The following is a 14,260-nucleotide window of genomic DNA, read 5'->3' on the forward strand; positions in this document are numbered from 1 at the left end:
ATTAAATAAAAATTGCATGATGCAAAAAATAAAGCGCAGTGATGCGCTTTCCATGGAGTGAAAGAAATGCAGATGAATGCCACTCAATCACAAGACCGCGAACGGTTCGTAAAATTAGGGCGACATGATATTCATTATCACCATAAAGATGACATGCTCTATATTAGCCCAAAAGAGCAATTAAAACCGTATCCACAGAAACTGACAGATCGGTTAATTCATTTTGCACAAACCAAACCTGACCATATTTTTGCTGCAAAACGCAATGCTCAAGGTGAATGGGTCAAACTAAGTTATGCAGAAGTTTTACAGCGTGCATGGCACATTGCTCAGGCTTTACATGATCGTGATTTAAGCCAAGAAAGACCGCTGGTCATTTTAAGTGGCAATGATCTCGAACATTTGACACTCTCAATGGGCGCCATGCTAGCAGGTGTGCCTTTCTCGGCTATTTCCCCCGCCTACTCTCTAGTCTCGCAAGATTTTGGTAAACTTAAACATGTGTTTGAAGTACTTACCCCAGGCATGGTCTATGCTTGTGATGGTCAAGCCTTTGGCAAAGCCATTCAGGCCTGTATTACACCTGACATTGAAGTAGTGACCAATAAAGGAATTATCGGCGATCAGATCTGCACATCTTTTCAGTCACTATTAGATACGCCTGTTTCAAATGTTCAAGAGTTTTATCAGACGCTTGATGAAAACCAGATTGCCAAATTTCTATTTACCTCGGGTTCAACCAAACTCCCTAAAGCTGTACCGACCACGCATTTAATGTTGTGTGTGAATCAGCAAATGTTATTGCAGACTTTTCCTGAGTTTGAAGAAACGCCACCGGTCCTACTCGACTGGCTGTCTTGGCACCACACCTTTGGCGGCAGTCACAATGTCGGTATCGCACTTTATAACGGCGGTACCATTTACATTGATGATGGCAAACCCATTGCCGGAAAATTTGACGAAACCATCCGTAATCTCAAAGAAATTTCTCCTACCGTTTACTTAAATGTGCCAAAAGGTTGGGAAGAACTCACCGAAGCATTAGAAAAAGATGAAGAATTAAGAAATCGCTTTTTTGCCAAAGTTAAAATTTTATTCTTTGCAGGTGCAGCGCTTTCAGAAGCGGGCTGGAACAGACTCGATAAAATTGCTCAGCATCATTGCGGAGAAAAAATCCGCATTATGAGTGGATTGGGTATGACTGAAACTGCACCATCTTGTGCTTTTACCACTGGTCCACGCGTGATGGCTGGCTTTATTGGCTACCCTGCTCCGGGATGCGAAATTAAGCTAGTGCCATGTGGTGACAAACTTGAGTTCTGTGTTCGTGGCAAACACGTCATGAAAGGCTATTGGCGCTTAAAAGCAGACCAGCAAAGCACTGTATTTGATGAGGAAGGCTTTTTCCATACAGGTGATGCGGTTCGTTTAGTCGATGTTAATGATCCGACTAAAGGACTGATGTACGACGGACGAATTGCCGAAGACTTCAAACTCAATACGGGTACTTTCGTCAATGTGGGTACACTACGCAACAAAGTACTGATTCAAGGTAATTTATTGGTTCAAGATGTTTGCATTACAGGATCAAACCTGAATGCTGTTGGTTTTCTGATTTTTCCGAAATTAGAAGCATGTGCCCAATATGCAGGTCTGAAACTGGGCGAACATTCTTCAACCGAGATACTACGGCATCCGAAAGTCCAACAATGGTTCCGCCAATTTTTAACAACTTTTAATAAAGATGCGACTGGCAGTTCAAATACCGTCTCCATGCTTTATTTAATGACTGAGCCACCTCAACTCGATGCAGGCGAAGTAACCGATAAAGGTAACCTCAATCAAAGCAATATTACAAAACGTCGTGCTGCTTTAATTGACGAACTTTATCAAAAACAGGCCGAAAACCCGCTGATTATTCGGGTACCCACCTTAAAGCAATAAGCAATTGAAATAAAAAAGGAAGCTCAAACTTCGGTTTGGGCCTTAGCCTCACTTTTGCCTAAAAAAAGGTTCAACATGCCACACGATACAGAATTTGAACTCTTTCGGGATAGCTACCGCAGATTCTTAAAAGAACAGGTTGCTCCTTATTATGAACAATGGGAACACGATGGCCTTATCCCACGTGATCTATGGCTTTGTCTTGGGGAAAATGGCTTTTTATGCGTCGATGTACCCGAGGAATATGGTGGTTACGGCGCTCCTGTTCATTACTCTCTCATGCTGGTTCAAGAAACTGCTCAAGCAGGCTTTGCATCTTTGGCAGTTGCCATTGGCGGGCAAAATGAGCTGGTCTCTCCTTATCTGCAAAATATTGGAACTGAAGAACAAAAACGTTATTGGCTACCCAAAATGGTGACAGGTGAAGTCGTCACTGCAATTGCCATGACAGAAGCCAATGCGGGTTCAGACTTACAGGCTATACGCACTCAAGCCATTTTAGAAAATGACCAATATCGTGTGAATGGTTCAAAAACGTTTATTTCAAATGGTTTGCATGCTGACCTAATTGTTTTGGTGGCTAAAACTGCCCCTCAAGCGAAAGCAAAAGGCATTTCAATTTTATTAGTCGATGCCTCTTTAGAAGGTGTTAAAAAAGGCCGCTCTTTACAAAAAATTGGACTCCATGCCCAAGATACAGCCGAACTGTTTTTTGATGATGTTTGTGTACCTACAACTCAACGTTTGGGTGAAGAAGGACAAGGCTTTGCTTATTTAATGCAAGAGTTACCACGCGAACGTTTAAGTATTTCCATGATGGCTTTGGGGTCAATTTTAGGTGCCATCGAACTGACTAAAGACTATGTATTAGAGCGTAAAGCTTTCGGACAACCTTTAAGCCAAATGCAAAACACACGGTTTGTACTCGCAAACGCGCAAATTAAAGTAAAAGCCGCTCAAGCTTTTGTAGATCAATGTGCAGCGCTGTATCAACAACACCAGTTAAGCGTGACCCAAGTTGCCGCACTAAAATGCTTTATCACTGATGTCCAATGTGAAGTGATTGATCAATTACTTCAGCTTTTTGGCGGCTACGGTTACATGCAGGAATATCCGATTTCACGCTTTTTTGTGGATGCACGGGTACAAAAAATTTATGGAGGAACCAACGAAATCATGAAGGAAATCGTCGCCCGAGAACTACTTGGAAAATAATTCGATTTAAAAACGAAACAAGGCAAACAGAACAACCCAGCCCTGTTGAAAAACAACAATACTATTTTCAGGAAGAAATACCATGTCAAAATTATGGATCTACTCCACCTTAATGCTCACAAGTTCAGTCTATGCAGGTAACTTCATTGATAACAGTACAGTAGAACTGACCACACGAAATTTTTATTTCGATCGTGACTATCAAGAAGAGTCAAAATATCCTGCCGCAAAAGATTGGACACAAGGATTTATTCTCAAAGCAAACTCGGGCTACACCGAGGGAACCATTGGTTTTGGGCTAGATATTCTTGCAACAGCAGGCTTTAAACTCGATGCCGATGCCGAACATGCAGGTACAGGCAATTTACTTAGAAATACGGTCACCAATGAACCTGCTGACTCTTACGGACAAATTGGTGTCACAGCAAAAGCTAAAATGAGCCAAACTGAACTTAAAGTTGGTACCTTAAGACCGATGAACCCTGTTCTAGTTGCTTCACCTGCCCGTTTATTGCCACAGACCTACCGTGGTCTCTCAATTGAATCCAAAGACCTTCAAGATTTTGACTTACAAGCAGCTTACATTAATCGCGTCAACCATCGTGATTCCACTAATCATGAAAAAATGAAAATTTCAGGGGTAAATGGACGATTTAAAAGTGCTGAAACAGATCAATTATTTTATGCAGGTGGTGATTATCAATTGCACCCTACAATTAAGCTGACTGCTTTTTACATGGACGTTGATGATCTTTATAACCAAGTTATGTTCGGAGCCTTACATCAATATCAAATTAATGATGCCACCAATCTTAGTTCACAATTACGCTATTACCGCAGTCGCGATGATGGACAAGCAAAAGCAGGTTTAGTCGATAATGATCTTTATCATGCACATTTCGAACTTAAACATCAAAACCACAAATTTATTTTTGGAACCTTTCAGCATCACGGCGATACCGCATTTCCATATTTGACTGGAGGTGAAACCGGGCTACTCATTGATACATGGCCGGGCGAGTTTTTAAATCCAAAAGAAAAAGCCTATAGCTTCCGTTATGAATATGACTTTAAAGATTATGTACCAGGTTTACGTTTCATGACCCGTTACACCACAGGTCGTAATATTTATGCACCCAACTTAGGTGGAACCAATCTAAAAGAGCGCGAAACAGACTTTGATTTAGGCTACACCGTTCAGAGTGGCTGGTTAAAAAATTTGGGAGTGCGGGCGCGTTATGCAATGTATGACAACAACATGCTTTCTACTGCCAATATCAAACCTGTAAATGAAACCCGTATCAACATTGACTACACATGGAAATTTAAATAATTCACAACAAAGGGTTCTATCACAAATAGAACCTCTTTTTATTTAGGAAAATTCATCATGAAGAAAGTTGCAACATTACTCTGCGGAATTAGTCTCATTGGCCTGACTCACGCCGAAACGCAATATAGTCCCCCACCTATTCACCTTGAGCCTTTGGCAAAATTTAGTGTTGATCTAAATGCCCCTGTTTGGGAATTAGGTACAACCACTGACGCAGGCAAACGCCGAATTATTCCCATTACAGGTGGGACATTCGAAGGGAAATCACTTAAGGGCCGCATTTTAAATAATGGTGCAGATTGGCAAATTGTTGATGGCAAAGGACTGGCAATTATTGATACACGATATTTATTAGAAACCGACGACGGTGCACTCATTTATCTTCAAACCAAAGGTTATCGACACGGCTCGGCAGAAACGCTAAAACAGCTTGCTCAAGGCAAAGATGTCGACCCGAAAAACTATTATTTCAAAATTACCATGCAGTTTGAAACCAGCTCACCTAAATATGCATGGCTTAATCAAACCGTTGCAGTAGGTAGTGCAATGCGCTTGGGTAAAGCGGTTATTTATGATGCCTATACGCTGAAATAATAATTTTTATAACACTTACAAAGGATGGACCCTTCATTATGGATCAGAAAACTTTAGAACACTTACCACCCATCCATCACCATTTGGGTGGACATAATATCCATTGGAATGAAAAAAACACTGAACTCACCATCCACTACACGGCGCTAGAAAGCTTTACCAATCCACGCGGCACCGTTGAAGGTGGCATGATCTGCGCCATGCTCGACGACGTGATGGGACTTTTTGCATATTTCGCCAATGATCATAAACCCGCCACAACTATTAACTTGACCATGGATTTTTTAAGACCCTGTGCTGTAGGCAGAATCATTACCAAATGCCGATTCATTAAACAAGGCAAAACTGTGCTGAATCTCGAAAGTGAAGCCTGGCAAAACAACAAAATGATTGCTCGAAGCACAGCGAATTTTCTGGTTTTAGACTAATCTCGAGCATTCATTCAATAAGGATATGAATAAATGAATGATTCTAACAATAAACGATTGTTAACCCGCTCCGCATTGACACTTGCCATGCTTGGCGCTTTGACAGGCTGTGGAAGTGATAATGATGACACAACGGTTCCCTCAACAAACAAACCACCGCAGCTGTCCCCTGCTGTGGGTGCAAAAATAACAGGAAGCTGTTCAGACTTACTCGGATTTCAGTACAACAATACGGTCATTAGCTCAGCTACGCTTCAAGAAGCAGGCACTTTGACTGTCGCCCATAAGCCAATTGGCGCTCATTGTTTAGTCCAAGGCTATATGGAGCAACGTGTAAGCCCCGTGGATGGACAAACCTATCAAATTGGTTTTGAAATGCGTCTACCTGTTGATTGGAACGGCCGTTTTCTCTATCAAGGGAATGGCGGAACTGATGGTAATTTAGTCCCTGCAACGGGTCAAGTTGGTAGCAGTGGTCCACTGACCAATGCGCTACATGATGGTTTTGCGGTCATTTCTTCCGATGCTGGACATAATGCCTCACAAAATCCAATGTTCGGTTTAGACCCTCAAGCTAGAATTAACTACGGCTATGGTGCGATTACCAAGCTTACACCTATGGCAAAAAATCTAATTAAAACAGCATATGGTAAATTTCCAGACCGCTCCTATGCAGGCGGTACATCTAATGGCGGGCGTCATGCCATGATTGCCGCAACTCGTTTAGGCGATCAATATGATGGAATTTTAGCAAGCACACCGGGTTTTCATTTACCTCGTGCAGCCGCAGCTCAACTCTATACAGCGCAGCAACTCCGTCGTGTCGCAACAGATGAAAATGACCTAAGTACCGCCCTTATCCTTTCAGAGCGTAAAGTATTAGCAAAAGCGATTTTAGATCGATGCGATGCCTTAGACGGTGTTGCAGATGGCTTGGTCCAAGATGTCGAGGCTTGCCGTACGGCTTTTGATATTCATCAGCATGTACCCGTTTGCTCAAGCACAAGAGATGGTACTTGTTTAAGTACCGAACAAATTGATGTATTAGTCAAAATTTACCGTGGCCCTGTAAACTCTGCTGGACAAGCGCTCTATGCAACCCAGCCTTTCGACCCTGGTTTAGTCGGCAGTAACTGGGCAAGCTGGAAATTCGAATCTTCGGTGGGAACAGCACGAGATCCCGTTGCAGTCGGTATTATTTTTCAGGTTCCACCTGATCCAACAGTGATGCAAAATTCTAGACAATTTGCCTTTAATTTTAACTTCGATATCGACTATCCAAAACTATCAGCGACCAATGAGGTGTACACAGAAAGTTCGATGTCATTCATGATGCCACCCGATGAACTTAATCTGGATAAACTCCGTAATCACGGTGGAAAAATGATTGTGGTGCAAGGCACAGCAGACGGCGTTTTCTCGGTGGATGACACTCAGAATTGGTACGATCAACTGCTCCAACGCTATAAAAATGATGCAAAAGGTACAGCACCTGAATTTGCACGTTTCTTTAGGATTCCGGGCATGAACCATACCCGTGATGGCATTGCGACCGACCAATTTGATGCATTGACTGCTTTGGTCAACTGGGTGGAATATGGGCAAGTACCTGACAAAATCATTGCGACTGCACGCGGCACAGGTAACCCAAGTGGTCAAGTGAATGCTGAACTTCCGCCAGACTGGGCACCTGATCGTACTCGTCCACTTTGTCCTTACCCACTGATTGCTCGCTACAATGGTCAAGGTGATAGTGAAAAAGCCGAAAACTTTAGTTGTAAACCATAAAACTGATTTAAGTTTTAGTCTTGAATAAAAAATATAAAGAGAGCATACATGCTCTCTTTTTGTCTCTGAAACTACCCTACTGGCTGAAGATTGTTCAAAGGTCTAATCTCATACGGCAAACCAACATAATTCTCAGCCAAAGTGGTCTGCCCTGCTTGAGAAGTTAATATGTAGCTTAATTCAGCCTGTTTAATTTTATGGTCAAATTCACTTTCGGTTTCAAAACGATGCAGTAGATGGGTCATCCACCAAGAAAATCGTTCTGCTTTCCACACTCGTTGCAAACATTTTTCAGAGTATTCATTGATCCCTTGCTCCGAACCTTCATGATAATACTCAATCAATGCACTCGATAAATAAGCAATGTCCGAAGCAGCCAGATTTAATCCTTTAGCTCCGGTAGGAGGTACAATGTGAGCGGCATCTCCTGCTAAGAATAATTGACCGAAGCGCATCGGCTCTGTCACAAAACTACGCAAAGGTGCAATACTTTTCTCAATCGATACCCCTGTGACAAGCTTTTCACGACTTTCAGGATCTAAACGGCGTTTCAACTCTTCCCAAAATCGCTCATCAGACCAATCCTCAACATGATCTGTCAGTGGTACTTGTAAGTAGTAACGGCTACGTGTTTCTGAACGCATACTACACAAAGCAAAACCGCGTTCAGATTGCACATATATCAGCTCATCCGCAACTGGGGGTACATCAGCTAAAACGCCTAGCCAGCCAAATGGATACACTTTTTCAAAGGTCTTAATTTTATCTTCTGGCACACTGGCACGACAAACACCATGATAGCCATCACAACCTGCAATGAAGTCACATTCTATTTGATAGTCTTTTCCGTGATAATGGAATGTAACTTTAGGTTTGCTGTAGAAGTCATCAACTTGTACTTGTTCCGCCTCATAAAATGAGGTTAGTTCAGCATGTTCACGTGCTTGCATTAAATCTTTGGTCACTTCTGTTTGACCATAGACCGTGACTTGTTTTCCTTCAGTCAATGAAGACAAATCAACACGATGTTTTTTTCCATTGGTTAAAATCTCAATACCTGAGTGTGGTAATCCTTTTGCCTTTAGATTCTGATCGACACCAGCTTGTTCTAATAAATCAACAGATACTTGCTCTAAAATACCTGCACGAATACGAGATGCGACATACTCAGCACTGCGTTGTTCAATGATCACATGATGAATACCCGCTTTATATAAAAGCTGTCCGAGTAATAAACCCGCAGGTCCAGAACCAATAATTGCAACTTTCGTTTTAACGATTTCCATAACCACATCCTTGCAAATTCCTTATCTTTTAAATTACTGCTTGCGTGGTACAGCATCTATATATGAAAATCGAAATTAACCGCATATCATTATGTATGTCCGATATTCGGACAAAACTGATCTAGAACAAGGAAGTTCAAATGCCTCACCCAAATGATTATTTGCAGCATCCCTATTTAAATGAGCAAATTCGGCAAGAAGACTATATTGCGGGCTTAGGTAAAGGCCTAAGTTTATTAGAAGCTTTTGGTGTAGATCGCCAGCGGTTAAACGTCACACAAGTCGCTGAACGTACAGGTATTAGCCGAACAGCAGCAAGACGGTATTTAAAGACTTTAAAATATCTAGGATATTTAGAGACTGATGAACATTATTATTGGCTTACGCATCGGGTTTTACGCTTTTCAAGTTCATATTTAAGCTCCGCACATTTACCTAAAATTACCCAATCTTTTTTAAATCTCTTATGTGCACAGACAACACTAACTTTTTCCATCGTTGTTTTGGATGAAAATGAAGTTGTTCCCATCGCACGTAGTTATTTACCTCAGCAAGATAATCTCAGAGTCAGCCCTTTTGGAATGCATCTTGGGCACCGTTTGCCTGCACATGCCACATCAACAGGTAAGGTTTTATTAGCGGCTTTATCACAAGAACAGCAAAAAAATTGGGTACAGAAATACGGATTAAAACGTTTAACTGCATTCACAGAAACAAATGAAGCTGCATTCTTGGAACGTTTACAACACATTGCAAGCTCGGATTATTGTTTGTCCAAAGAAGAACATGAGCTCGGCGTGATCGCGATTGCTGTCCCTGTTCTCAATGCTCAAGGTCAAGCGATTGCAGCATTAAACTGCATGTCACAGACCAATCGTGTCCAAGAAGATTATTTAATTCAACATGTCCTTCCGCTATTGCATAACACAGCAAATGAATTGAGGAGTATGGTTTAAATTATTGAGAAGGAAGCATTAAAAAATGACCTCCTTTTGGAGGTCATTTTCTATTTAAAAAAGGATTAGAAGGTTACTCGACGATAATGACGGTATTCGGGTATCCAAAAATTATCATCGATCACTGTCTTGAGTAGATCATTACTCATCGGAACAGCTAAGCCATCTGCCATCGCTGCTTTTGCTACTTTAAAGGCGATAAACTTTGAAACCTGTTGAATATCATTAATATTTGGCAATAAATCAGCTGTTGGGTTTTTCAGTCGAGGAGAACAATCCGCCAAAGCAGTACTTGCTGCCATCAACATTGAGTCGCTAATATGTGTCGCTCCACAAGCAATCACGCCGAGACCGATCCCAGGGAAAATATACGAGTTATTACATTGTGCGATCGAATAAGGTTTGCCTTCATAATACACAGGAGCAAAACGGACTACCTGTTGCTACAATCGCTGAACCCTGTGTCCATTCAATAATATCTTTTGGTTGCGCTTCAACTTGGGAAGTTGGATTCGACAACGGCAAGACAATTGGATGCTTATAATATTTAGCTAAAGTCTTAATCACTTCTTCACTAAATAATCCAGCCTGTCCTGATACGCCAATCAAAATACTTGGCTTAGCATTCTTCACCACATCCAATAAGGCAATATTGTCACTCAACCCTTCCCATGATTGAATCGCAGCGACTGGAGTTGCCAATTTTTTTCTGGAAATCTAATAGATTTTCTTGTTGATCAGTCATCAAACCCAAACGATCTACCATGAAGATACGTGAACGTGCCTCATGGTCGCTTAAGCCTTCATCGATCATTTGTCTTACTATATGTTCAGCAATACCACAACCTGCTGAACCTGCACCAACAAAGGTAATGGTCTGATCTTTAAGTTGTTTCCCCTGAGCACGTGAGGCCGCTATCAATGTCGCAACGGTAACTGCTGCTGTACCTTGAATATCATCATTAAAGCAACAAATCCTATCACGATACTGATTAAGTAAAGGCATCGCATTATGTTGTGCAAAATCTTCAAACTGGATAAGCACGTTCGGCCAGCGTTTACGAATTGCAGAAATAATTTTTTCTACAAATTGGTAATATTCCTCACCTGTAATCCGCGGACTTTTTAGTCCCATATAAATCGGGTCATTTAACAATGCTTGGTTATTGGTCCCCACATCAATGGTGATGGGCAGTGTATAAGCAGGACTAATTCCACCACATGCGGTATATAGCGACAGCTTTCCAATCGGAATCCCCATGCCACCGATACCTTGATCTCCCAAACCGAGAATGCGCTCACCATCCGTGATTACGATGACTTTAACATTACGCTTATTCACATTATGAATAATCTGATCGATATATTCTTTCTCACCATACGAAATAAAAATACCTCGATGACGACGATAAATGTCTGAAAAACGTTGGCATGCCTCACCTACGGTTGGCGTATAGATAATTGGCAACATTTCATCTAGATGTTGACTCAATAAATTATAAAAAAAAAGTGTTTCATTGGTATCTTGGATGTTTCTTAAATAAATATGTTTATTCAAGTCATTCCCAAAAGAAAGATATTGCTGATACGACCGCTGTGTTTGTTCTTCAATATTTTCAATATTGTTAGGGATCAAACCATGTAAATTAAATCGTTCACGTTCGTCTTCAGTAAAAGCAGAACCTTTATTTAACAAAGGTAATTCTAAAAGCGCGTTTCCAGCATAAGGGATATACAAAGGTTTTTTGATTTTAATTGGACTTACTGTCATACCGTACTCTTTCACTTTACCGTCAAATGTCAAATCTTCATTGCTCAAGTCCATCCATCACTGAACTCTGGCCTTGTAATAATTTTACACTAATCAAGCTCGGAAACTGTATTTATCTGGTTGTATATAAAATGCATCATTATTTAGAGGCTAAATAGTATGACAAAATAAAGACTGAAATGAGGTTACAATGATACAAGAGCCCCATACTCAAAGTACGCATACGTTAAAATCTTATCTCACGTATACGTACTTCAGTATAATGGTGTCATTTAAGACAATTTATCCTTATAAAAGAAATAGTAACTTGCATAACATGCAATGATGAATAATAGACAGCAGACAAAACCAACTTGCATTGATGGATCAGCCACCATACTCAAGCAGGTAATCACGCAGAATACGCCACCTAAAATCGGTGTCAAAGGAAACAATGGCGCAGCAAATTTCAGATCCTTAACGGTTTTACCTGATTTGATCCATTGTCGACGGAAGTTAAATTGACTAATACAAATCGTAATCCATACCACAACCATGGTAAATGCAGCGACACCCAACAAGTTCTTAAAAATCGTTTCTGGTGCGAAATGCTCTGATAATAGTCCAGGAATTGCACCGAACATGGTGACCACAATCGCAATAATCGGTGTACCCGAAGCAGTGAGCGTAGAAAACACTTTAGGTAATTGTTTTTGAATGGAGAGCGACCACATCATGCGAGATGCAGCAAATAACCCTGAGTTTGCTGCAGAAAGTAATGCGGTAATAATCACAAAACGAATAATATCTTCGGCATACGGGATCCCAATAAAATTAAATACCGTAACGAATGGGCTGCTGCTAATACCACTGGCATTGAGGCCTGCCATTTCAAATGGAAGTAAGGCACAAATCACCACAATCGTACCCACAAAGAAAATCAGTAAACGCCAAATTGCAGCATTGATTGCTTTCGGGACCGTTTTAGCTGGATTCTCAGCTTCTCCCGCTGCGACACCAATCAACTCAGTTCCTGAAAAGGCAAAATTAACGATCAGCATCGTGGCAAAAATTGGAAAAATACCTTGAGGAAACCAACCATGTTCCGTCAATTTACTAAAACAATGGTGCTGACTCATGACCTTGATAAGGAATAAAACCAAAGATCGCCACAAGCCCTAAACCAATGAAACAAATAATCGTCAATACTTTAACAAGCGATAACCAAAATTCTGACTCAGCAAAAAAACGAGTCGAACTCACATTTAACCCAAAAACTAAACCTGCAAATATGAGCGTCCAAATCCACATCGAAATTGAAGGAAACCACTCCTGCATAAGCAATGCTGCAGCAGTAAATTCTGTACCGAGGGTGGCAGTCCATGTCAACCAATACAACCAAGTCACCATGTAACCTGTACCCGGACCAATATAGGTGCGAGCATATTCACCAAATGCCCCAGAAACAGGCATGTGTACAGCTAACTCACCTAGACATAACATCACCATATAGGCAATAACACCACCGAGTAAGTAAGCTAAAACAGCCCCAAACGGCCCAGCTTGAGAAATGACATCTCCCGATCCAAGAAACAGTCCTGTTCCAATCGCGCCACCTAATGAGAGCATCACCAAATGGCGCTTGGTCATAGCACGTTTTAATGGTTGTCCAACCACCACACCAGATGATGAAACATTCGATTGCTGAGATGACTCTTGCTGGGGTGCATAGTCCCCACTCAAGACATCTCCTGTCAGAAATGTCTTCTCATTGTTATTACTCATACACAATTACTCCAATTGTATTCTTATGACAACTTGTCCTTGCTGTTTCGATTTTTAAAAAGGATGATTGAGAGAATCCTTCACTTTTCAATTATTTGTTTCTACTGAATATCCATATTCAAACTCCATGTACATCATTTCCTTGAACCGCTTTAAATATGAAGACTGTTTTTTATCTACATCATTTCTTTGAGGATGAGCCCAGCCCTTAATCCAACTTTCACGTTTGGATTTGGAAATAAAATCCAAACTTGCTGATCGTGTGCAATATAATTTCCAGCCACTTGAGTCGCGATTACATCGCCTTTTTGAAAGGTTGAAAAATTAGGGGCACCTGCATCGAGCTGTAGTTGAAAGTTCTCGCTTTGTTTTAAAATTGAATCCACAACTTTAAATTGGCGAATAGTCTTTTTTTGCCGTGATGGCAGCACTTCACTGGATAGAATTGCGCGAAGTACCTGATCGATCGCTGAAAACTCAGCTAAGTCATTTTGACCAAATGCTTTGGCCTTACCCAACTCCAAAGTACTGCTCGCTGCATGGAAATGCTCAGCAGTAAAATGTGTAAAGGTTTTACCCACAGCATTGTGATAGACCAAAGCATCAAGATCTGCAGCATTGAGACTTTCAATCAGAAAATCATCGTAAGGTTGCGTTTGATAAGGAAATAAAGCAAAGACAGGAAGTAATGAAGCTCGAATTGCAGTATGCAAATCATAATGATAGCGTTGGGCATCAACATTGCTTTGTTGAAAAAATTGCGTTGTAACTTGCTCTAGCAATGCAGCCCGTTGGGTTTCAACATCCATCGTTAATTGCTGATAAGCACCACAAAACATGCGGTTCATATCATTTTCTAAATAACGCACACCTTTGCGAATCGCTTGCGTATTGCCAAAAACAAAAAGTACCCGTTCTGTTAAACGCAAACGACATGCAAACAAGTCTTGAATCATCTTTGCAAGTAATTCAATCGGTGCCGTTTCATTCCCATGCACACCAGCAGACAGTATGATGGCTTTGTTATAGTGTGTTTTAGGCGTGCAGACCAACACCCCTTCACCTAGCCATTGCCAAGTAAATTCAGCTGTTTCACCTTGAGTGTGTTCAGGTGTTTGCTGCGCAAGAGTCAACTCTAGTAGATCAACCATATGCCATCACTCCCTCGTTTAACCACCTCA

Annotated in this window: 9 protein-coding genes and 2 pseudogenes; 7 read left to right on the forward strand and 4 right to left on the reverse strand. The window is 41.2% G+C overall.

Translation table 11 applies throughout. The features are described 5' to 3' along the window. Positions 1-57: 57 nt before the first annotated feature. The 6 genes from F2A31_RS10920 to F2A31_RS10945 all read left to right on the forward strand — a co-directional run bounded on the left by F2A31_RS10920 (position 58) and on the right by F2A31_RS10945 (position 7,302). The gene (locus tag F2A31_RS10920) at positions 58-1,944 is read left to right on the forward strand and encodes a feruloyl-CoA synthase (protein WP_171490593.1); all 1,887 of its coding nucleotides are present in this window, start codon (positions 58-60) and stop codon (positions 1,942-1,944) included. 75 nt (positions 1,945-2,019) lie between these two features. Then, positions 2,020-3,159 carry an acyl-CoA dehydrogenase family protein gene (locus F2A31_RS10925; RefSeq protein ID WP_150026403.1) on the forward strand — a complete coding sequence of 380 codons (1,140 nt, stop codon included), beginning with the start codon at positions 2,020-2,022 and terminating at the stop codon, positions 3,157-3,159. A gap of 82 nt (positions 3,160-3,241) precedes the next feature. Then, entirely contained in the window at positions 3,242-4,492 is a 1,251-nt protein-coding gene (locus F2A31_RS10930) for an OprD family porin (protein ID WP_215899251.1), read from the forward strand. A gap of 57 nt (positions 4,493-4,549) precedes the next feature. Then, positions 4,550-5,086: a DUF3237 domain-containing protein gene (locus F2A31_RS10935; protein WP_150026404.1), complete on the forward strand. Its 537-nt coding sequence runs from the start codon at positions 4,550-4,552 to the stop codon at positions 5,084-5,086. Between the two features lie 38 nt (positions 5,087-5,124). Beyond that, positions 5,125-5,514, forward strand: coding sequence for a PaaI family thioesterase (locus F2A31_RS10940; RefSeq protein ID WP_150026405.1), 390 nt, complete (start codon positions 5,125-5,127; stop codon positions 5,512-5,514). Between the two features lie 33 nt (positions 5,515-5,547). Further along, positions 5,548-7,302, forward strand: coding sequence for a tannase/feruloyl esterase family alpha/beta hydrolase (locus tag F2A31_RS10945; protein ID WP_150026406.1), 1,755 nt, complete (start codon positions 5,548-5,550; stop codon positions 7,300-7,302). Positions 7,303-7,373: 71 nt separating this feature from the next. Here the strand turns inward: F2A31_RS10945 and pobA are convergent, their stop codons facing one another. Next, positions 7,374-8,588, reverse strand: coding sequence for a 4-hydroxybenzoate 3-monooxygenase (gene pobA / locus F2A31_RS10950; protein WP_150026407.1), 1,215 nt, complete (start codon positions 8,586-8,588; stop codon positions 7,374-7,376). A gap of 140 nt (positions 8,589-8,728) precedes the next feature. Here pobA and F2A31_RS10955 point away from each other — a divergent pair, with 140 nt between their 5' ends. Beyond that, positions 8,729-9,544 (forward strand): IclR family transcriptional regulator domain-containing protein, encoded by an 816-nt coding sequence (locus F2A31_RS10955; protein WP_150026408.1) that lies wholly within the window; start codon positions 8,729-8,731, stop codon positions 9,542-9,544. A gap of 65 nt (positions 9,545-9,609) precedes the next feature. On the opposite strand, the pseudogene F2A31_RS10960 reads toward F2A31_RS10955, so the two are convergent. The 3 genes and pseudogenes from F2A31_RS10960 to astE form a co-directional block, all read right to left on the reverse strand. Then, positions 9,610-11,315, reverse strand: a pseudogene (locus F2A31_RS10960) (NAD-dependent malic enzyme). Between the two features lie 272 nt (positions 11,316-11,587). Further along, positions 11,588-12,944, reverse strand: a pseudogene (locus F2A31_RS10965) (amino acid permease). Positions 12,945-13,255: 311 nt separating this feature from the next. Then, on the reverse strand, positions 13,256-14,230 hold the full coding sequence (gene astE, locus F2A31_RS10970; RefSeq protein WP_150026409.1) for a succinylglutamate desuccinylase: 975 nt from the start codon (positions 14,228-14,230) through the stop codon (positions 13,256-13,258). Positions 14,231-14,260: the final 30 nt, after the last annotated feature.

Origin of the sequence: Acinetobacter suaedae, from assembly GCF_008630915.1 — a bacterium.
GTDB lineage: Bacteria > Pseudomonadota > Gammaproteobacteria > Pseudomonadales > Moraxellaceae > Acinetobacter > Acinetobacter suaedae.